Genomic DNA, 18950 nt, shown 5'->3' on the forward strand with positions numbered 1-18950 from the left:
TCAGCTCCGCTTGATGGCGAAAGAGTTGAGATATTCGGTGGGCTTGGCGGGATCGAACACCTTGCCCATGACCGAGAACGACTTCATCGTGGTGGTGGGCGGGGTAAGACCCATTTCCTTCATCACCTTGGCAGCGTCGGTGGCGAGGAAGACCTGGTCGGCGATGCTGGCATAGTCCACTTCGCCCTTGACCTGACCCCAGCGCTTCATCTGGGTGAGCATCCACACCGCGAAGGAATCCCACGGGAAGGGATTGAAGTCGATGCGGTCCGGATCATCCTTGATCTGGCCGAGGCCGTTCGCATACTTGCCCACCAGCACCTGTTCCAGAACGATCGGCGGCGCGTTGAGATAGGCGGCCGGGGCGATGGCTTCGGCGATGGCCTTGCGGTTCTCGGCTTTGGAGGCATAGCCGGTGGCGTCCACGATGGCCCGCAGCAGAGCCGCGTAAGTATTCGGCATGGTGGTCATGAATTCGCGGCTGGCCGCGAACGCGCAGCAGGGGTGCCCGTCCCACATGGACTTCGACAGGGAGTGGATGAAGCCCACCCCGTCATAGACCGCCCGCTGGGCGACATTGTCCGGGGCCAGGAAGCCGTCGATGTTCTCGGCGCGCAGGTTCGCCACCATCTCCGGCGGCGGCACCACGCGAAGCTGTACGTCGGTGTCCGGATCGATCCCGTTTTCCGCCAAAAGGTAGCGCAGCAGGTAGTTGTGCATGGAGAAGTCATAGGGAATGGCGAACTTCAAGCCCTTCCAAGACTTCACATCCATCTTGTCCTTGTGCTTGATGCCGAGCGTGAAGGACTGGCCGTTGACGTTTTCGATCGCGGCGGTGACGAACGGAATGGGGTTCGAGCCCAGCCCCTGCGAGATAGCGAGCGGCATGGGCGCCAGCATGTGGGCGGCGTCGTATTCCTTGTTGATGGTCTTGTCGCGGATGACCGCCCAGCCCGCGGTCTTCACCACGTCCACATTGAGGCCATGCTTCTTATAGAAGCCCATGGGGTGCGCCATGATGATGGGCGTGGCGCAGGTGATCGGGATGAAGCCCACCTTCAGGTCGGTCTTCTCCGGCTTGCCGGTGTCGGCGAAGGCTTCGGTGGCGGTGTCCAGCGGGAAGAAGGTGGCGAGGGCGGCGGCGGCGGTGGAGGCGCCCACCGCCTTCAGGAAGGCGCGGCGCTTGATGTCCTGGGGAAACAGGGCGCGCATGAGGCCGGAGGCCACCACCTCCCTGTAGCGGGTTTCGTCGTCGAGGCTCCCCGCCCGTTCGGCCGCCAGATGGGCGTCCGCGCTGTCATGCTGGCCGCAGGCGCACCGCCCGGACAGCCTCGACTTGGTTGAGAACGGGTTCGAGAACATCGACATCGACGGATCTCCTTGCGGGCTGGAACGGGAAATGCGGGGCACGCTCCGCAATTGGCGTGCCAGCGGGTGACGTTGGGTCGCTTAGACCGGGGAAGGCGTCGCCTGGGGCGCGGGCGCGGCCAGCGCGCGGCGCGCCAGCATGTGGCTCTTGGGATCGTTGATGGAGCAGACGGCGATCAGGCGGTCGCGATCGAAATACCGCACGCAGAAGCGTCCGGCGGCAACATCGCCCTCGCATTCGGTCCGGGTGAAGCCGTCGAGCAGGCCGGCGATCTGGAGCTTCACATCATATTGATCGGACCAGAACCAGGGCACCGGATCATAGGTCACGGCGCTGCCGGTGATGGCCTTGGCCGCCGCTTTCGCCTGATCGATGGCATTCTGCACGGATTCCAGGCGCACCCTCCGCCCATAAAGCGTGCTCGGGAAGGAGGCGACGTCGCCGATCGCATACACATCCGGAGCGCTGGCGCGCGCCTGGGCATCCACCTTGATGCCGTTGTCGAGGGCGAGGCCCGCTTCGGCCGCCAGCTCGGCATTGGGCAGGGCGCCCACGGCGGAAAGGACGATGTCCGCCGGCAGGTGCCGGCCGTCGGTGAGCTCCACGCCGGTCACCCGGTCGCTGCCCGTCAGCCGCGCCACGCCCATGCCGGTGAGGATGGAAACCCCGTGCCCCTCCTGCAGGTCGCGGGCGAAGGCGGAAATGGTGGCGCAGGCGACGCGGGCGAGTAGGCGCGGCTGGCCTTCCACCAGGGTCACATCGAGCCCCAGCTTGTTCGCCTTGGCGGCGACCTCAAGGCCGATATAGCCGCCGCCGATGATGACGAGGCGCGCGCCGGGCCGGGTTTCGGCGCGGAAGCGCTTCACGTCATCGATGGAGCGGATGGAATGGACGCCGGACAGCGTCGCGCCCGGCACCGGCAGGTCGCGGGCGCGGGTGCCGGTGGCGAGCAGCAGCGTAGCGTAGGGCTGGCGGGTGCCGTCCTCCAGCTCGACCGCCTTTCCGGCGAGGTCGAGGCGCGCCACGCGGGTGCCGAGCCGCAGCGCGACGGCGCTGTCGGTGTAGAATTTCGGGGCCTTCAGCTCCAGGCGGTCCTCGCTCAGCTCATCGCCGAGATAGGCCTTCGAAAGGGGCGGGCGCTGATAGGGCAGGTAAGGTTCGTCGCCAAGGAGCACAATGTCGCCGGAAAAGCCTTCCGTGCGCAGGGAGGCAATGGCCTGGGCCGCGGCCTGGCCGGCTCCGACGATGACAAGGGGCGCGCTCATGGGATGTCTCCTGGATCAGTGGTGGCGGTGCCGCGCCGCGTGTTGCGGCATCGCGCAGCGGCGGCGACGCTGCACTGCCGCGCCCGAGGGGGCAAGGGCGCGGCAGTGCCGGCATCGTCGGCGCCGGTTCTCAGAGCGTTTTCCGTTCGCAATAGCTCACGTCAATCGATCTAAGTTATTGTATTCACGTATTTTTGAGCCGGAATCGACGTCGCCTGAACATGCTCTAGCGGGCGGCGGGGTGCCCGTCCTCAATGGGCAGGGCCGGGTCGCGGGACCATTCGTTCCACGAGCCGAAGTACATCTTCACGTCCTTCACGCCCGCTTCCTTGAGCGCGAGGAACGTATTGGACGCCCGTGCGCCCTTGAAGCAGTAGAGATAGACCGGGGTTTCGGGCGAAATGCCCACGGTGGCGCATTCGGCCAGGATTTCGGGCGCGGACTTGAAGCGCGGGCCGTCGCCGGTGGGCTTCATCATGCGATACCACTCGATCCAGACCGCGCCGGGGATGCGGCCCTTGCGCGGGCAGAAGTCCTTGCCATAAGGCGAGGAGCTTTCGCCGATCCATTCGTCCACGTCGCGCACGTCGAGCTTGGCCACCGCGGGGTCGGCAACGGCGGCGAGCATGGCGGCGGCGTCGATGACCACCTCGCCGGCCGTCTCGTCCACGGGGAAAGCGGCCGGCGCCGGGCTCGGCACCTCGGTGGTCACGGGCAGGCCCGCAGCAGTCCAGGCCGCGAAGCCGCCGTGCAGAACCTTGATCTTGGGATAGCCCAGGAAGGTCAGCAGGAAATAGCCACGGCACGACTGGCCGAAGCCGGAGGCCATGGACTGCTCGTAGATGACGGCGGTCTCGGCTCCGGAGAGGCCAGCCTTGCCAAAGGCGTCGGCGAACTTCTGCCTGAGCTCCGCATAGCCCTGCGGGGTCGAGGTGGCGAGATAGGTGAAGACCTCGTTGAGGTTCACCGCGCCGGGAATGTGGCCGGCCGCATAGCTCGCCGCGTCACGGGTGTCGATGACCACCGTGGGCTCCGATGACATGAAGCTGGACAGCTCGGACGGCGTAATCAAGACTTCGCTCATGGTAATCCCCTCTCGAAAGCAAGATGAACCGAGACGAACCGGAAGGTGGGATGGCTTTGCCATCTTCTTGTCTGGAGCGGGCGTTCGCCCTCTTGTGTCTTGGAAAGCCTGGGGATGCCGGCGTCAGGCCGGCATCTGGTCCAGCATCAGCCGGAGCTGCTTGGTGGCGGGGGTGACGATGGCCACGAAATAGGCCTCGCGCAGGCGGCGCTGGCAGCGGTGGGCGGCCACATAGCCGCGCGCGCCGCAATGGAGCATGGCGTTATGGGCGGCCTGCACGCTCACCTCGCCGGCCAGAAGCCGCGCCGATACCACCCGCCGCCAATAGGCATCGGAGGTGTCGAAGGGGGTGGCGGCAAGCGCGGCCACTTCCTGCTCGATGGCGGCGAGCGTCTGTGCCATCTGGTCGGGCTGGACCTCCAGGAAGCGGTTGACGTGGCCGAGCGGGCCTTCCACCTCGCGCATCAGCGCGATGCAGTCGCGGATGAGGCCCACCGCCATGCCGGCCTGCAGCATGATGAAGCCGCCGCGCATCTTCTTCACGAACGACATGGCGTTGTCGGCGAGCACCATCTCGTCGGGCACGAACAGGTCGCGCACCTGCACGCCGTAGGTGCCGGTGCCGTCCATGGACAGGAAGCGCTCGCACGGTTTCAGGGTGATGGCGGGCGCGGCGCAGTCGAACAGGGCCATCACCGGGGTGTCGCGGCCCTCCACGGCGAAGATGCCGCCGAAGAAATGGTCGGCGCCCAGGTTCGACACCCAGGGCAGGATGCCCTTGACCGTGTATCCGCCCTCGACCCGCTTGCCCTTCAGCTTCAACGTCTCGATGTCGTAGAAGGACTTCATGGGGTTCGAGAGGGCGGTGCCGCCGAGGATGCGGCCTTCAGCGGCGGCGGCGAGATATGTGTCGCGGGCGGCGGTATTCTCGGAATTAATCAGGTACCACACCAGCGTGTTCTGACACCACGCCATGAAGCCGGTGGACACGCACTGCTCGGACACGAGCGACATGCCCTCGATGGCGTCGCCGAGCGTGTTGCCCGCGTTCAGATGCAGGCGGAAGGCGCCGGCATCGGCAAGCCGATGCAGCAGCGCGGTGGGATAGGTGCCCTCGTCGATGGGACGGGCCCAGGCGGCCAGGTCGCCGGACGCGATCTTGGCGATCTCGGTGAGCGCCGCCTCGGGCGGCAGCGGGGATGCGGCGGAAACGGCTTCGGCCGTGGTCGGTGTGGCGGCGAGCATGTCGGTCCTCGAAGGCGGTGAAGGTGCGCGCCCGGCCCCTGCCGGGCGCGTCGATCGTCGTCAGCTGTCGGGGCTCAGCTGCTGGGCGGCCGGTCGGCTCAGCCGAGGCCAACCTCCAGGTTCACCGGACGGGTGAAAGTGTTGGCCACCGGCGACCACTTCTTCACATGGGCGATGAGGGCGTCGATTTCATCCTTGGAGACGCCGTCGCACTCCATCTCCACCTTGATGCGCACGTCGGTGAAGCCGACCGGCTTCTCGCTCACGTCGCCGGTGCCCCACACGGCGGTGATGTTGAGGTCGCCTTCCAGGTGCAGTTCCAGCTTGCGCACGGTCCAGCCGCGATGAATGGCGTTGGCGTGCAGGCCCACCGCGATGCAGGAGCCCAGTGCGGCGAGGGACGCCTCGGACGGGTTGGGGGCGGTATCGTCACCCAAAAGTCCCGGAGGCTCGTCCACGATGTAGGGGGGCAGGGAGCGGATGTAGTTGGCATGGCGGAAGCGGCCTTCCGCCACCGTCTTGCACTTGAGGGTCTTGATGACGTTGGGGTTGGCCTTGCCGACTTCGATCAGCTTGTCGAGACCGTCCTTGTTGATGGGGGCGAGGCAACCCGTGGCGGCTTCCGGCGCCAGGCAGCCAGTGAGCACGGTGTTGGGGGCGGATGCAGACATCTCAATCTCCTTGGTGCGCCTAAACAGACAGACCGTTCTGTCTCATGCAGGGGATGTGCCAAGTGGGAGGAATGCCCGTCGTGTTTTCGAGGAATCGCCTCAAGGCCTCATGTGGCCTACATTCCCGCCGGGATTCGCCGGCTGAGTTTCGGCATGATCTCTGCTAGGAGTAGTCAGACAGGTCTGTCTTTTTGCCCGCAAATGCGGCACAATGGTCAGACCCCGTGCAGGACCTGCTTCAGGATAAAGCGAAGGCGAAGATGGCGCGCGTGACCAAAACCTCTTCCGGCACCCTTGTCGAGCCCACGGTCTGCCCGCCGCGGAACCCCCATGGCCGGGCCTTCGCGGAGGGCGCGGACGGCGCGGAGCCCAAGGCCCGCGACCGCATCATCGCCGCCGCCACCCGCCTCTTCTGCCAATACGGCATCACCGCCGTGGGCGTGGATGCGGTGGTGGCGGAGGCCGCGACCGCCAAGGCAACCCTTTATAAAACCTTCGGCTCCAAGGAGCGGCTGGTGGAGGCGGTGCTGGAGAAGGAGGGCGCGGCGTGGCGTGACTGGTTCATAGGCGAGCTGCTTAAAGGGGAGGCAACTCCCGTGGCGCGGCTGCGTCGCGTGTTCCCGGTGCTGCGCGAGTGGTTCAATGACGACGCCTTCTTCGGCTGCCCCTTCATCAATGCGGTCGCCGAAACCGACAAGCGCGACGACCGCATGCGCCAGATCGCCCTTCATCATAAGAAGGTGGTGCTCGACACCCTGATTGACCTTGCGGGACAGGCCGGCGCGCGGGATGCCCACGGCCTCGCCCACCAGCTCGGCCTGCTGATCGACGGTGCCATCGTGGCCGCCATGATCACCAAGGATTCCAACGTGGCCTTGCTGGCGGGCCAGAGCGCTGACATGCTGCTGCGCAATCTGTGCGCGGAAGCGGCCTGATCCTGCTTCCACCCGGCATGGGTGAGGGCTGGCCGCGCCGATGCGGTGCCAGCCCGCCGAAGGGAAGCCTCTATTCCGCGGGATGCACCGGGCCTGGGGCGTGGTGGCCGCCGGGTTCGTCCCTTTTGCCCACGAAGCGGCCAAACAGGCGTCCGAGCAGGTGGCTCAGGTCGTCCATCACCGTGAACACCGCCGGCACGAACACCAGCGATAGCACGGTCGAGGTGATAAGCCCGCCGATCACCGCGATCGCCATGGGCGCGCGGAAGTCGCCGCCTTCGCCCAGGGCCATTGCGGACGGCAGCATGCCCGCCGCCATGGCGATGGTGGTCATGACGATGGGTTGCGCCCGCTTGTGGCCCGCTTCCATCAGCGCGGTGAAGCGGTCGGCGCCCTGCTTGGTGGCCTCGATGGCGAAATCCACCAGCAGGATCGCGTTCTTGGTCACGATGCCCATGAGCATCAGGAAGCCGATCACCACCGGCATGGAGATGGAATTGCCGGTGATGAGCAGTGCGATGAACGCGCCGCCCACCGACAGGGGCAGCGAGACGAGGATGGTGATGGGCTGAAGCACGTCGTGGAACAGCAGCACCAGCACCGCCAGCACCAGCACCAGCCCCGCCCCCATGGCCATGGCGAAGCCGGAGAACACCTCGCCCATGATCTCGGCATCGCCCGCTTCCTTCAAGGTCACGCCGGGCGGCAGGCTGCGGGCGGTGGGCAGCGCCTTCACCGTGTCCACGGCGGTGCCGAGCGGCGCGTCGCCCACGAGATCTGCTTCCACCGCGATGCGGCGGGCGCGGTCGTAGCGGTCGAGCGCGGTCGGGCCCTTGCCGAAGCGGATGTCCGCCACCGCCGAAAGCGGCACGGCGCCGCCGGTGGCGGTGGGCACTTTCAGCGCGTCGAAAGTGGACAGGGCGGTGCGCGCCTTCTCGTCGAGCTGCACGCGGATGTCGATCTGCCGATCCTTGGCGGAGAATTTGGCGAGGTTGGCGGAAATGTCGCCGATGGTGGCGATGCGCACCGTCTCCGCGATGGTGTCCACCGACACGCCCAATTCCGCCGCTTCGTCCAGCTTCGGCACGATGCGGATCTCCGGCCGGTCGAGGGCGGCGGAAGACACCACGTTGGTCAGGATCGGCGCGTCGTGGCGCATCTCCTTTTCGAGGGCGAGGGCCGCCTTTTCCACGGCCTCGCCGTCATTGCCCGAAAGCACCATCTGGAAGCCGCGCTGGGCCGCCTGACCGTTGGAGCTCCAAGTGAAGCGCATGTCGGGAAGGGCGGACAGCGGTGCGTTGAGGGCGCTCTCGAAGGTTTTCTGGTCCACGTCGCGCTCGGCGCGGGGCTTCAGATTGATGACGATCTGCGCCTTTCGCACCTCGCCCGCCGACATGGCGAGCCCGCCTGAACCGCCAGAACCGGCGGTGGCATAGACATTGGCCACTTCCGGCCGCTCCAGCAGCAGGCGGGTGATGCGGTCCGACACGCTGCGCGTTTCCGCGAGGGTGGTGCCGGGCGGCAGCTCGATGGAGAGCATGGAGCGGGAGATGTCGCTGGTGGGCAGGAAGCCGGACGGCAGAAGGGTCGAGAGGAAAATGGTGCCGACGAAGATGCCGAGCCCCATGGCGATGGTGACAAAGCGATGCCGGAGCGACCAGTTGAGCAGCCGCATGTAGATCGCCATGACGCGCCCGTCACGGGTGTGGCGGTGGCCGGTGTCGCGTAGGAAATAAGCGGCAAGCAGCGGCGTGACGAGCCGCGCCACCGCCAGCGAGAACAGGACCGCGATCGCCACCGTCAAGCCGAATTGCTTGAAATACTGTCCGGCGATGCCGCCCATGAACGACACCGGCGCGAACACCGCCACGATGGTGAGGGTGGTCGCCACCACTGCGAGGCCGATCTCGTCCGCGGCCTCGATCGCCGCGCGGTAGGGGGATTTGCCCTGCCGCATGTGGCGCACGATGTTTTCGATCTCGACGATGGCGTCGTCCACCAGGATGCCGGTGACGAGGGTGATGGCGAGCAGGCTCACGGCGTTGAGCGAGAAGCCCAGCATGTCCATGATCCAGAAGGTCGGCAGGATGGACAGCGGGATGGCGAGGGTGGTGATGATGGTCGCCCGCCAGTCGCGCAGGAAGATGAACACCACGATCACCGCCAGGATGGCGCCTTCGATCAGGGTGTGCATGGCGGACTGGTAGTCCGACTTGGTGTAGCGCACCGTGGTGTCGATCTCGGTGATGGTCACGTCCGGATGCTGGGCGCGCAGCGCGTCGAGGGCCTCGTGGACCCGGTCGTAGACGGTCACGTCCGAAAAGCCCTTGGCGCGGTAGACGCCGAACGCCACCACATTCTTGCCGTCGAGCCGGGCGAACACCCGCGGCTCGGCCGCCCCGTCGGTGACGGTCCCCAGGTCCTTGAGCCGCACATAGCGGCCATTCGAGAGCGCGATGCGTGTGTCGGCAAGGTCGTCCACGGTGCCGGCGCCGGCCAACGTGCGGATGGACTGTTCCTGGGTGCCGACCTCGCCGCGGCCGCCGGAGACGTCGAGATTGGTGGCCCGGAGCTGGCGGCTCACGTCGGCGGCGGTGATGCCGAGCGACATCAGCCGGTCGGGATCGAGCGCGATGCGGATCTCGCGGTCAAGCCCGCCCTCGCGCTGCACCTGGGCCACGCCCCGCACGCCTTGCAGGGCGCGGGCGACGGTGTCGTCCACGAACCAGGACATTTCCTCCGCCGTCATGGACGGGGACGAGACCGCATATGTGACGATGGGCAGGCCCTCGATGTCCACCCGCTGGATCAGCGGCTCGTCGATGGAGCGCGGCAGCTCGGCGCGGATCTTGGTGACGGCGTCGCGGGTGTCGTTCACCGCGCGGTCCACGTTGGTTTCCAGGTAAAATTCCACCGTCGTGATGCTGGTGCCTTCCGAGATGGAGGAGGTGATGTGCTTCACCCCCGAGACCCCGGCGATGGAATTCTCGACCTTCTTGGTCACCTGGGTTTCCAGCTCGCTGGGCGCGGCCCCGGTCTGGGTGATGGTGACCATGACGATGGGCACGTCGATGTTCGGCATCTGCGTCACCGGCAGGGTGCCGAAATGCACCAAGCCCAGGATGGTGAGGATGACGAACAGGACGAGGGTGGGAACCGGCTTGCGGATGGCCCAGGCGGAGACGTTGAGGGCCATCAGCGCGCCTCGCCCACGGAGAATTGGGCCTCGACCGGATTGACCCGGTCGCCTTCGCGCAGGAACCCGCCGGCCCGCGCCACCACCATGTCGTCGCCCGTCAATCCCTGGGACACCAGCACGCTGCCCCGGCTCTTCAATGCGGGCGTGACGCGGCGCACCGCCACCGTGCCGTCGCGCACCACCAGCACATAGGCGCCTTCGTCATCGAACATCACCGCCGACTGGGGCACCACCAGCCCCGCGCGGGCGCCGAGCGTGACGAGGGCGCGGGCATAGGCGCCGGGCTTGAGGCGCGGGTCGGCGGCCAGAGCGATCTTGACGCGGCCGAGGCGGGAGGCCTTGTCCACCTCCGCCGAGACCAGCCGCACCGTGCCATCGACGGGGGCGTCGAAGCCGGCGGGGGTCACCTGGGCGGTCAGGCCGGCCTTCATGCGCGGCATGGCACCCTCCGGCACCTCGGCGTCGAGGTCGATGGATCCATTCTCGGCGATGCGGAACAACGGCTCATTCCGCGCCGACAGGGCGATGGCGCCGACCTTGGCGTCGCGGGAGAGGATGATGCCGGCTTCCGGCGCGCGGATATCGGTGCGCCGCAGCTTCACTTCAATCTCGTCGCGCTGGGCCTTCACCAGCACCGATTCCGCCTCGGCCGCGATCAGGCTTTCCTCGGCCGCCGACACCTGGGCGGTGGCCACCTTCACCGCGCGCTCGCGCTCGTCCAGGGTCTCCTGGGACACGGTGCCGGTCACGCGCAGCTTGCGGGCGCGGTCCACGGACGAGGCGGCCTCGGTCTGCTGGGCGGTCGCCTGGTCGAGGGCGGCGCGCTGCTGGGCGACCGCCGCCTTGGCCTTGGCGGCGCTCGCGGTGTTCTGGGCAAGCTGGGTGTCCAGCACCTCGCGGGAGAGGCGCGCCAGGATCTGGTTCTTTTCCACCTGGTCGCCGGCTTCCACCAAAATGTCTTCGAGCCGCAGGCCCTCCACTTCCGGGCCCACCTCGATTTCCTCACGCGGCATCAGGGAGCCGGTGACGAGCAGGGTTTCCGGCAGGGTCTCGCGGCGCGGCCGCAGCACCGAGACCGTCAACGCCGCCGGGCTGGCCGCTGGTGGCGCGGTCTCGGCCGCGGCGGGGTCGACCCGGAGCGCGCTCGACGCCGACCCCAGGAGGCAGGTGGCAAGCGCGAGGGCGCGGACGCGGCGGACGAAGGCGGACATGGCGGGGTGAACCTCTTTCGGACAGCGGGCGGCAACCGGCCGCGGCGGGGCGGCATCCGCGGGATGGAGGGCAGCAGGGGGGAACGGGAGAGCGGGCATGGTTCAGCGCGCCGGAGCGGGCGCCAGCATGCGGCGCATCAAGGTGTTGAAGGCGGTCATGCGCTGGGGCAGCCCCCAGGTGGGGTGCAATTGATGGTGCAGGATGAGCCCGTCGGCCAGGACCTGCAGCATGATCATCACGTCTTCGATGTCGAGCGCGGGATCGATCTCGCCCCGGGCCGCGGCGCTGACCAGGGCGGCGCGCAACTGGACGCGGGTTTCTTCCTCGCAGGGCTCGATGGCATCGCGCAGGTGGGTGTTGCGAATGGCTTCGGCCATGATTTCGGGCCCGAGCTGCACCGTCGGCAGGGTGGGTTCTTCCAGAATCAGCCTGAGACAATCGGTGAGGGCGTCGAGCAGGCAGGGGGCCTCGGTCACCGCATCCAGCAGATGCTGTCGCTCGCTGCGTTCGTCGGCGACGATGGCGGCGATCAGCTCTTCCTTGGAGCGAAAGTAGCGGTAGAGAGCACCCGGGCTCATGCCCGCCTCGGCGCAGATCTGCTGCATGGAGGTGCCATGGAAGCCGTCACGGGCGAAACAGGCCATGGCCGCCGCTAGGATGCGCTGGCGCTGCTCCTTGCGCCGGTCCGCACGGGGCGGCGGGGTGGGGAAGGCCGTCTCCGGCGCGGCCGGGGGCTGGTCGTCGCTCTGCGGCGCGGAAGGTCGAGCGGTCATTGTCGGTATGGACCTTGCCGGCGCGTCCCAGCGCTGAAGAGGTGGCGGATCTGCCTGTGAACGAATGTTCGTTCTAACTCACATTGTAGCCTCCGCGCGTCCCTTCGGCAAGAGCGAACGTTCGTTCGCAGTGTAGGGCGCCCGGTGTGTCTCGCGGGGTGGGGGCGTCAAGAGACGAAGCGCGGCCAGCATCCAGATCATGTGCTGGGCGTCAGGGCCGGATATATGCTGGTCTCGGGCACAGAGCGCCGTCGCGCCAGTGTGCAGAGCAGCATAGCATAGGCCGGACCGGCCGCACATGCCCCAAGGGGGGCGGCGCGGCTGCACATGGGCGCTTCCTGGAAAGGGGCTTTGTGGACGCCGCTTGCCGGAGCTTTGCGCGCGGCCCCTTGAGCCGGCCGGTGGGACGCCCTACCTGTCGCCCGTCACTGGAGCCCGTCGCCCGATGCTCGCCGCCGCCCTTGAAGCCCTGCGCCAGACCTTTTCGCCCCTGTTGCGGGGCGTGCTGCTGCGCTCCATCGGCCTTGCCCTCGGGCTTCTGGCGGTGCTGGCCATCGCGCTTGAGGCGGCGCTGACCCATGTGCTGAACGTGCCGTCCTACCCCTGGGTCGAAACCACGCTGGCGGTGGTGGCGGGACTCGGCCTCGTGTTCGGCGTGTTCTATCTGGTGCCGGCGGTGTCGTCGCTGGTGGCGGGCCTGTTCCTGGACGAGGTGGCGGAAAAGGTGGAGGCCGACAGCTACCCCGCCGATCCGCGCGGGACAGCGCAGCCGGTGCTGCGGTCCCTCCTGTATTCGCTGCGCTTCTTCGGCGTCGTGCTGGCGGTGAACCTCGGCGCATTGCTGCTGCTGCTGGTGCCGGGGGTCAATGTGGTGATCTTTTTCGTCGCCAATGCCTATCTCATCAGCCGGGAATATTTCGAGCTTGCGGCCATGCGCTATCGCACGCCGGAGGAGGCGCGCGCGCTCCGGCAGGCCAACGCCACCAAGGTGTTCCTGGCCGGGCTCCTGTTGACGCCGATCCTGCTGGTGCCGGTGCTGAACCTCATCGTGCCGGTGTTCGGCACCGCTTTCATGGTGCATCTGCATCGCCGTCTGGCGCCGCTGCCGGTGCGGCGGGCGCCGGATGGCGGCTGCGTGATCGAAGGCAAGGCGCTCTGAACGAAGCCTGGATCAGTGCAGGCCGGTGGCGGCGAGGGCCGCCATCTGGCGCACGGCGACGCGGCCGGCGTCGAAATCGCCGACGGCGGCCTCGAACAGGCGGTGGAAATTGAGCTGCGCCCGAAGGTGCAGAAAAACCGCGCCGAGTCCCACCGCCGCCCGGTCCATGAACACGAATTCGCGCGGCACCGTCACCGGGCCAAGGCGCTTCAGCTCGGTGTGCACCTTGAAGGCTTCCTTGCGGCCATATTGGCCCGGCGCCACGCCGTCGGCGATGGTGCGCACCCGGTCATCCATCAGCGGGCCGTAGATGAAGCGGGCCCAGATGTTCAGGGCGTCGATGAGATCCTTGTTGAGGCCCTTGAACCCCCAGGTTTCATAGGCGTGCACCACCCGCGCCCCGTCGCCCTCCAGAAGGCCGCGATAAAGGTCCACCACCCCCGCCACGAACAGCGGCGGGAAGATGCGGACGCAGCCATAATCCAACAGGTTGATGCCGGCCGGACGACCCGCGTCGTCGAGAAAGACGGTGTAATTGCCCAGGTGCGGATCGCCGTGGATGACGCCGAACCGGCTGAACGGCTGCCACCAGGCCGTGAACAGCGCGTCCGCCAGAAGGTTGCGCTCGGCCTGCGGATGGCGGGTGAAGGTGAGGATCTTCTCGCCTTCCAGCCAGTGGAGGGTCAGCAGGCGGCTGGTGGAGAGGTCTTCGCGCACGGAGGGCACGCGCACACGGGTTTCATCCTTCAGCATCAAGGCGTAGAGGGCGGCGTGGCGGGCCTCGCGCTTATAGTCCAGCTCCTCCCGCACCCGTTCGCCGATCTCGTGGGCGATCTCGCGGGTATCGATGGTCGAATCCATCCGGCGATGAAGGGAAAACAGGATCTGAAGCTGGTTGAGGTCGGCTTCCACGGCCGCCTGCATGTCGGGGTATTGCAGCTTGCAGGCGACGGTTTCTCCGTCCGGCGTCACCGCCTTGTGCACCTGGCCGAGGGAGGCGGCGGCGGAGGGCTGGTGCTCGAAGCGGGCGAAGCGCTTTTCCCAGTCCCGCCCCAGCTCCGCGTTCATGCGGCGCTTCACGAACGACCAGCCCATGGGCGGTGCGTCCGATTGCAGGCGGCGGAGCTCGGCGGCGTATTCCGGCGGCAGCAGATCGGGAACGGTGGCCATCAACTGCGCCACCTTCATCAGGGGACCCTTGAGCCCGCCAAGGGCGGCGGCGAGGGCGGCCGCATTGTCGCCGGCGCGGTCGCCCCGGCCCAGAAGCCGGTTGCCGGCGATCCGCGCGGCCACCCCGCCCATATTGGCGCCCACTTTCGCATAGCGCGCGGCACGGGCCGAAAACCGGTTTCTTTCGTCGTCAGCCATGTTCGCCAGCCATGTTCGGACGCGCCTTGCGGTCGCGTGCCGCTTATCCCCGCGCCGGCGCCGACCGGAAGGTCAGGGCGAGCAGCAGCAGGAGGGACAGGGGAGTCAGCACGTCGGTGTAGAGAATGGGTCCGGCGTTTCCGGCCGCCAGATTGCCCGTTTCGGCGATCTGCACGAGGTGGCCGATGGCCGCGCCGCCCAGGAAGCCGGTGGTCATGACGGCGATTGCCGCCCGAAAGCCCCAATTGGGCCAGATGGCGGCGATGATGCCCGCAAGGCCGATGCCGAGGTTCGCCACTCCGACCTCAAATTGGAACGGGCTCGCGGCCCAGCCGATGGCGCGCGCCGATTCCTCGGGAAACGCGATGTGGCCGAGCGCCGCCCAAAGCCCGATGAGCCCCACCGGGAACAGATTGATGTAGCGCAGCAGACGGTCCGCGGCCAGGCGCACGCCACGGGGCGACGGCGCGCGGGCGACTGCGAGGCCGGCGCACACCAGCGCCGCGATCCAGGCAATGATGGGAACCCAGAACACCATGATGGAAGCCTCCCCCGTAGGTGCGCCGCACGGTGACAGATCCCGCGCCGCACCGCCAGAGCCCCGCTCACGCCACCGCCAGAGCCCCGCTCACGCCACCGCGTAGAGCGGATGCTCGCGGCGGATCTCCTCGCACAGGATCTCCTCCACCTTCGTGAGTGCCTCGGTGCGGGCGCCGGACCGTCCGTAGAGCACGAATTCCATGTCGGGCAGGGCGGTGGTGCCGAGGTCGTTCACCACCGCGAGGTCGTGCCGCAGCGAGCGGGGCGAGCGCACGGTGACGCCGAGCCCCGCTCCCACCGCCGCCATCAGTCCCGGCAGGCTCGGGCTGGTGAAGGCGACGCGGAAGCCGCGGCCGGCAGCGCTGAGCGCGGCGATGGCGGCGCTGCGGCAGATGCAGGGATTTTCAAACAGCACCAGCGGCACCGGCGCCTCGCGGTCGAGCCGGAGGTGGCGCGAGGCGATCCACACCAGCGGCTCGCGCAACAGCACGGTGGCCGGCAGTTCGGTCTCGTGGCGGAAGCCCACCGCAAGGTCGAGCTCTTCCACCATCACCTTCTCCAGCATGGCCAGGGTGGAGCACACCCGCACCGTGATCGGCGCCTGGGGAAACGAAGCCGCGACCCGGACCAGGATGCGCTGCATCACCCCTTCGCCCACATCCTGCACGAAGCCGAGACGCAGCGGCTGGGCGAAGCTGCCGTGCAGATGCTGGTTCAGCACCTGGTCGTTGAGGTCGAGCAGGCGGCGGGCATCATCGAGGAAGGCGCCGCCGCGCGGGGTGGGCACCACGCCCCGGCCCTTGCGCTCCAGCACCGGGAAGCCAAGCATTTCGGCGAGCCGGTCCATCTGCAGGCTGACGGCCGACTGGCTGCGCCCCACCCGCCGCGCCGCCGCGGAAATGGAGCCAAGGTCCGCCACCGCCACGAAGCTGCGCAGCAGGTCGAGATCGAAATTCCTGATCATCCTATGAGGATATCAAATTCCTTGGATTTTTAAATTCAATTTTTTTCATGAATTGCGTGCCGCTAGGGTGAGCCGTATCGATCAAGACCAAAGGAAACGGATCCATGCCCCTGTTGAACGTAACCCTGTCCGGAGAGCCGGACGATGCCTTGGCGGCCGCGGTGGCGGCTGCCCTGGGCGATCTTACGGCCCGCATCCTGCGCAAGGATCCTGCGGTGACGGCGGTGTGCATCGCCTTCGTCCCGGCGTCGCGCTGGTTCACGGGCGGGGTGTCGCTGGCGGCGAAGGGGGCGGCATCCTTCTCGCTCGACATCGTGGTGGTGGATGGCACCAACACCAAGGACGAGAAGGCGGCCTATCTGGACGCCGTGTTCGCCGCCATGGCCGAGCTGCTGCCGAACCTCGATCCGGAGAGCTACATCCTGGTGCGCGAGGTGAAGGCCGACGCCTACGGCTATGGCGGGCGGACCCAGGAGCGGCGGTATGTGGAGCGGCGGTATGGGACGCGCGGCCCGGTGGAGGCCGGACGCGCCGCCTGATGCGCCTAAAACCAGGGACGGCCCGGAGCCGAGGCGCCGGGCCGTCCCTTACTTAGGCGACCGCATCAGGTGTGGTGTGCCGGGGCGCGCGTTCGCTCATTTGCCGGCGAGCAGCGGCGCCAGTTCCTTGTCCCAGGTGGCGATGTCGAGGGCGCCCGAGAGCTTCTTGCCGTTGACGAAGAAGGTGGGGGTGGCGTTCACGCCCAGCTCGGCATTGGCGTAGCGGGCGCTTTCCTGCACCTTCTGGGCGAGACCCTGGTCGCTCAGGCACTTTTCGAACTCGGCCTGGCTCATGCCGGTCTGGCGCACCACGGCCAGCAGGCCGGCTGCGGGATCCTTGCTGTAGGCCCAGCTCTTCTGGGTCTCGAACAGGGTCGAGACCATGGGGAAATACTTATCCTCCGGCGCGCAGCGCGCCAGCATGAAGGCCGCGGTGGCCACCGGATCGAACGGGAATTCGCGGAAGATGAAGCGCACCTTGCCAGTGTCGATATATTTCGCCTTCAGCTCCGGCAAATCCTTGGTGTGGAAATCAGCGCAATGGCTGCACGTCAGCGAGGCGTATTCCACCACCGTCACCGGGGCATCGGCGCTGCCGATCACCTTCTGCGGCAGGGGGCTGGCGGCCGGCGCCATCACCTTCGCCACATCCGCCGACTGGGCGCGCGCGTCGTGGGTCGAAAGGGGCAGGCCGAAGCCGGCGAGAACGGCGGCAACGCCGGCTCCGGCGAGCACGCGGCGGCGGTCGAAAGTCATGGTCGTCTCCATGGGGAAGCCGAAAGCGGGAGGTCGCAAAAGGGCGTCCAGGCGCCAATGTGCAGCGCGCTAGCATGTCCGGCATGGGGTCGCAAATGCCCATCCGATCACAGTTGGGTCAAGAGCCGCGCTTCAGCCCGCGCCGCTCCCGCCGCACCAGGGCGCCGAGCCGGGCGAGGGCGGCGGCCAGAGCCTCGTTGTCGAAGGCGCCGATCTCCTGCGCCAGCTCGCGCCGCACGGTGGTGACGGTCGCGGGGTCCGGCGGCGGCGGCGGCACGGCGCGGGCGTGGCGCGAGGGAACCGGACCTTGGCGCAGGGTGATTCGGCCGACGCAGCGCCAGCCGAAATAGACGTTGATGCGCTCGATCACCACCGGCGCGGCATATTGCATCTCGATGGCATAGGCCCCCTCCACTCGCACCACGAGGGTCGCGGGCTCGGTCTCGCTGCCGCGGGCCCATTGCAGCTTCATGGGCAGGGAGCGGGGGGCGAGGTCCGGCCCCACGATCTCGTCCCAGTGGGTCACCACCTCCACCACCGAGAAGCCGGCCTTGCCGCACACGTCGGCGATGCTCGGCGCCACGAAATCGGCGAGCGGGCGGGCACTGCGGGGGCGGAAGGCGCGCGAGGCGGGGCTTTTCATGGTGCTGGGTTCGGATCGCTTTGACGTATCGCTAGGGGGAGCCGGACGGCGCGCGAGGCCCGCCCCTTGCCGGGACGCGCCGGGGCGGCCACTTTGCGCGCATGACATCTTCGCCCGCCGCCGCCATGGGGACAAGGCCGTTGCCCGCGCCCGACCCCGAAGCCCTGCTCGCCTGGTACGATATCCACCGTCGCCGCCTGCCCTGGCGGGCGGAAGCGGGGCGGCGGGCCGATCCCTATCATGTGTTCCTGTCGGAAATCATGCTGCAACAGACCACGGTGAAGGCCGTGGTGCCGTATTTCGACGCCTTCCTGCGGCGCTGGCCCACGGTGGCGCACCTCGCGGACGCGCCCCTGGAAGAGGTGCTCTCGGCCTGGGCAGGGCTCGGCTATTATGCCCGCGCGCGCAACCTGCACGCTTGCGCCAAGGCGGTGGTGGCGCGCCATGGCGGGCGCTTTCCCGCCAATGAGGTCCTGCTGCTCGACCTGCCCGGCATCGGCCCTTACACGGCGGCCGCCATCGCCGCCATCGCCTTCAATCTCCCCGCGAGCCCGGTCGATGGCAATATCGAGCGTGTGGTGACCCGCCTTCATGCGGTGGAAGAGGCCTTGCCCAAGGCCAAGCCCCGCATTCGGGCGCTGGCCGCCGAACTCGTGCCGCCCCGGCGGCCGGGGGATCATGCACAGGCCATGATGGACCTGGGCGCCACCATCTGCACGCCCAAGTCGCCGGCCTGCGCCCTGTGTCCGTTCTCGGCGCCGTGCCGGGCGCGGGCGGAAGGCACCATGCTGCGCTATCCGGTGAAGACGAAGAAGGCCGCGAAGCCGGAGCGGGCCGCCATCGCCTTCCTCGCCGTGCGCGCCGACGGCGCGGTGCTGCTGCGCACCCGGCCCGACAAGGGGCTGCTCGCGAAGATGACAGAGGTGCCGGCCACCCCCTGGTCGGCGTCCGAGGGGGCAATTCCCGCCGATCCGGCCCGCCATGCCCCGGTGAAGGCGCAATGGCGGGCGCTGCCCGGCGCGGTGCGCCACGTCTTTACCCATTTCGCCTTGGAGCTGAGCGTGTGGCGGGCCGATCTGCCGGCCGGAACACCGGCCCCGGATGGCGCGCGTTTCGTCCTGCCGCGCGATTTCGACGCGGAGGCGCTGCCCTCATTGATGCGGAAGGTGCTGGCCCATGGCGGGGCCAATCGCCCGCCCAAAAGGAGCTGAGGGGCGCGGAATAGCCG

The 18950-nt window shown here is 67.9% G+C and carries 17 protein-coding genes; 4 read left to right on the plus strand and 13 right to left on the minus strand.

The genetic code is table 11. The annotated features are described in order from the left end of the window. From HUW53_RS00635 to HUW53_RS00655, 5 genes are all read right to left on the minus strand, one after another. Positions 1 to 1368, minus strand: a complete 1368-nt coding sequence (locus HUW53_RS00635; RefSeq protein WP_237343803.1) for a CmpA/NrtA family ABC transporter substrate-binding protein — start codon at positions 1366 to 1368, stop codon at positions 1 to 3. Between the two features lie 81 nt (positions 1369 to 1449). Further along, positions 1450 to 2634: an NAD(P)/FAD-dependent oxidoreductase gene (locus tag HUW53_RS00640; RefSeq protein WP_237343804.1), complete on the minus strand. Its 1185-nt coding sequence runs from the start codon at positions 2632 to 2634 to the stop codon at positions 1450 to 1452. A gap of 226 nt (positions 2635 to 2860) precedes the next feature. Next, positions 2861 to 3718, minus strand: coding sequence for a sulfurtransferase (locus HUW53_RS00645; protein ID WP_237343805.1), 858 nt, complete (start codon positions 3716 to 3718; stop codon positions 2861 to 2863). Positions 3719 to 3841: 123 nt separating this feature from the next. Next, on the minus strand, positions 3842 to 4963 hold the full coding sequence (locus HUW53_RS00650; protein WP_237343806.1) for an acyl-CoA dehydrogenase family protein: 1122 nt from the start codon (positions 4961 to 4963) through the stop codon (positions 3842 to 3844). 98 nt (positions 4964 to 5061) lie between these two features. Further along, a complete protein-coding gene (locus HUW53_RS00655; RefSeq protein ID WP_237343807.1) occupies positions 5062 to 5634 on the minus strand; it encodes an OsmC family protein in 573 nt (190 codons plus the stop codon). A gap of 269 nt (positions 5635 to 5903) precedes the next feature. Between HUW53_RS00655 and HUW53_RS00660 the strand changes: the two genes are divergently transcribed. Beyond that, positions 5904 to 6569 carry a TetR/AcrR family transcriptional regulator gene (locus HUW53_RS00660; protein WP_237343808.1) on the plus strand — a complete coding sequence of 222 codons (666 nt, stop codon included), beginning with the start codon at positions 5904 to 5906 and terminating at the stop codon, positions 6567 to 6569. Between the two features lie 70 nt (positions 6570 to 6639). Here the strand turns inward: HUW53_RS00660 and HUW53_RS00665 are convergent, their stop codons facing one another. From HUW53_RS00665 to HUW53_RS00675, 3 genes are all read right to left on the minus strand, one after another. Further along, positions 6640 to 9765 (minus strand): efflux RND transporter permease subunit, encoded by a 3126-nt coding sequence (locus HUW53_RS00665; RefSeq protein ID WP_237343809.1) that lies wholly within the window; start codon positions 9763 to 9765, stop codon positions 6640 to 6642. Then, complete coding sequence (locus tag HUW53_RS00670) at positions 9765 to 10979, minus strand: efflux RND transporter periplasmic adaptor subunit (protein ID WP_237343810.1); 1215 nt, start codon at positions 10977 to 10979, stop codon at positions 9765 to 9767. Before HUW53_RS00670 ends, HUW53_RS00665 begins: the two co-directional genes overlap by 1 nt. 102 nt (positions 10980 to 11081) lie before the next feature. Further along, entirely contained in the window at positions 11082 to 11753 is a 672-nt protein-coding gene (locus HUW53_RS00675; protein WP_237343811.1) for a TetR/AcrR family transcriptional regulator, read from the minus strand. Positions 11754 to 12198: 445 nt separating this feature from the next. Between HUW53_RS00675 and HUW53_RS00680 the strand changes: the two genes are divergently transcribed. Next, entirely contained in the window at positions 12199 to 12912 is a 714-nt protein-coding gene (locus HUW53_RS00680) for a sulfate transporter family protein (protein WP_237343812.1), read from the plus strand. A 12-nt stretch (positions 12913 to 12924) separates the two neighbouring features. On the opposite strand, the gene HUW53_RS00685 is transcribed toward HUW53_RS00680, so the two are convergent. From HUW53_RS00685 to HUW53_RS00695, 3 genes are all read right to left on the minus strand, one after another. Beyond that, positions 12925 to 14280 (minus strand): ABC1 kinase family protein, encoded by a 1356-nt coding sequence (locus HUW53_RS00685; protein ID WP_237343813.1) that lies wholly within the window; start codon positions 14278 to 14280, stop codon positions 12925 to 12927. Between the two features lie 43 nt (positions 14281 to 14323). After that, positions 14324 to 14818: a DUF6790 family protein gene (locus tag HUW53_RS00690; protein WP_237343814.1), complete on the minus strand. Its 495-nt coding sequence runs from the start codon at positions 14816 to 14818 to the stop codon at positions 14324 to 14326. A 90-nt stretch (positions 14819 to 14908) separates the two neighbouring features. Then, on the minus strand, positions 14909 to 15784 hold the full coding sequence (locus HUW53_RS00695) for a LysR substrate-binding domain-containing protein (protein WP_237343815.1): 876 nt from the start codon (positions 15782 to 15784) through the stop codon (positions 14909 to 14911). 104 nt (positions 15785 to 15888) lie between these two features. Between HUW53_RS00695 and HUW53_RS00700 the strand changes: the two genes are divergently transcribed. Continuing rightward, entirely contained in the window at positions 15889 to 16323 is a 435-nt protein-coding gene (locus tag HUW53_RS00700) for a tautomerase family protein (protein WP_237343816.1), read from the plus strand. Between the two features lie 96 nt (positions 16324 to 16419). Here the strand turns inward: HUW53_RS00700 and HUW53_RS00705 are convergent, their stop codons facing one another. Together HUW53_RS00705 and HUW53_RS00710 are read right to left on the minus strand one after the other, a co-directional pair. Further along, on the minus strand, positions 16420 to 17079 hold the full coding sequence (locus HUW53_RS00705; protein ID WP_237343817.1) for a DsbA family protein: 660 nt from the start codon (positions 17077 to 17079) through the stop codon (positions 16420 to 16422). Between the two features lie 118 nt (positions 17080 to 17197). Beyond that, positions 17198 to 17722 carry a DUF721 domain-containing protein gene (locus tag HUW53_RS00710; protein WP_237343818.1) on the minus strand — a complete coding sequence of 175 codons (525 nt, stop codon included), beginning with the start codon at positions 17720 to 17722 and terminating at the stop codon, positions 17198 to 17200. Positions 17723 to 17847: 125 nt separating this feature from the next. Between HUW53_RS00710 and mutY the strand changes: the two genes are divergently transcribed. Continuing rightward, a complete protein-coding gene (gene mutY, locus HUW53_RS00715) occupies positions 17848 to 18933 on the plus strand; it encodes an A/G-specific adenine glycosylase (protein ID WP_237343920.1) in 1086 nt (361 codons plus the stop codon). Positions 18934 to 18950: the final 17 nt, after the last annotated feature.

It is taken from the genome of Xanthobacter agilis (assembly GCF_021730435.1).
GTDB lineage: Bacteria > Pseudomonadota > Alphaproteobacteria > Rhizobiales > Xanthobacteraceae > Xanthobacter > Xanthobacter agilis.

Coding starts and splice junctions, on each gene's coding strand:
- HUW53_RS00700 (WP_237343816.1), top strand. CDS start 15,889: ATGCCCCTGTTGAACGTAACCCTGTCCGGAGAGCCGGACGATGCCTTG.
- HUW53_RS00690 (WP_237343814.1), bottom strand. CDS start 14,818: ATGGTGTTCTGGGTTCCCATCATTGCCTGGATCGCGGCGCTGGTGTGC.
- HUW53_RS00655 (WP_237343807.1), bottom strand. CDS start 5,634: ATGTCTGCATCCGCCCCCAACACCGTGCTCACTGGCTGCCTGGCGCCG.
- HUW53_RS00680 (WP_237343812.1), top strand. CDS start 12,199: ATGCTCGCCGCCGCCCTTGAAGCCCTGCGCCAGACCTTTTCGCCCCTG.
- mutY (WP_237343920.1), top strand. CDS start 17,848: ATGGGGACAAGGCCGTTGCCCGCGCCCGACCCCGAAGCCCTGCTCGCC.
- HUW53_RS00670 (WP_237343810.1), bottom strand. CDS start 10,979: ATGTCCGCCTTCGTCCGCCGCGTCCGCGCCCTCGCGCTTGCCACCTGC.
- HUW53_RS00635 (WP_237343803.1), bottom strand. CDS start 1,368: ATGTCGATGTTCTCGAACCCGTTCTCAACCAAGTCGAGGCTGTCCGGG.
- HUW53_RS00665 (WP_237343809.1), bottom strand. CDS start 9,765: ATGGCCCTCAACGTCTCCGCCTGGGCCATCCGCAAGCCGGTTCCCACC.
- HUW53_RS00640 (WP_237343804.1), bottom strand. CDS start 2,634: ATGAGCGCGCCCCTTGTCATCGTCGGAGCCGGCCAGGCCGCGGCCCAG.
- HUW53_RS00675 (WP_237343811.1), bottom strand. CDS start 11,753: ATGACCGCTCGACCTTCCGCGCCGCAGAGCGACGACCAGCCCCCGGCC.
- HUW53_RS00695 (WP_237343815.1), bottom strand. CDS start 15,784: ATGATCAGGAATTTCGATCTCGACCTGCTGCGCAGCTTCGTGGCGGTG.
- HUW53_RS00685 (WP_237343813.1), bottom strand. CDS start 14,280: ATGGCTGACGACGAAAGAAACCGGTTTTCGGCCCGTGCCGCGCGCTAT.
- HUW53_RS00645 (WP_237343805.1), bottom strand. CDS start 3,718: ATGAGCGAAGTCTTGATTACGCCGTCCGAGCTGTCCAGCTTCATGTCA.
- HUW53_RS00705 (WP_237343817.1), bottom strand. CDS start 17,079: ATGACTTTCGACCGCCGCCGCGTGCTCGCCGGAGCCGGCGTTGCCGCC.
- HUW53_RS00710 (WP_237343818.1), bottom strand. CDS start 17,722: ATGAAAAGCCCCGCCTCGCGCGCCTTCCGCCCCCGCAGTGCCCGCCCG.
- HUW53_RS00650 (WP_237343806.1), bottom strand. CDS start 4,963: ATGCTCGCCGCCACACCGACCACGGCCGAAGCCGTTTCCGCCGCATCC.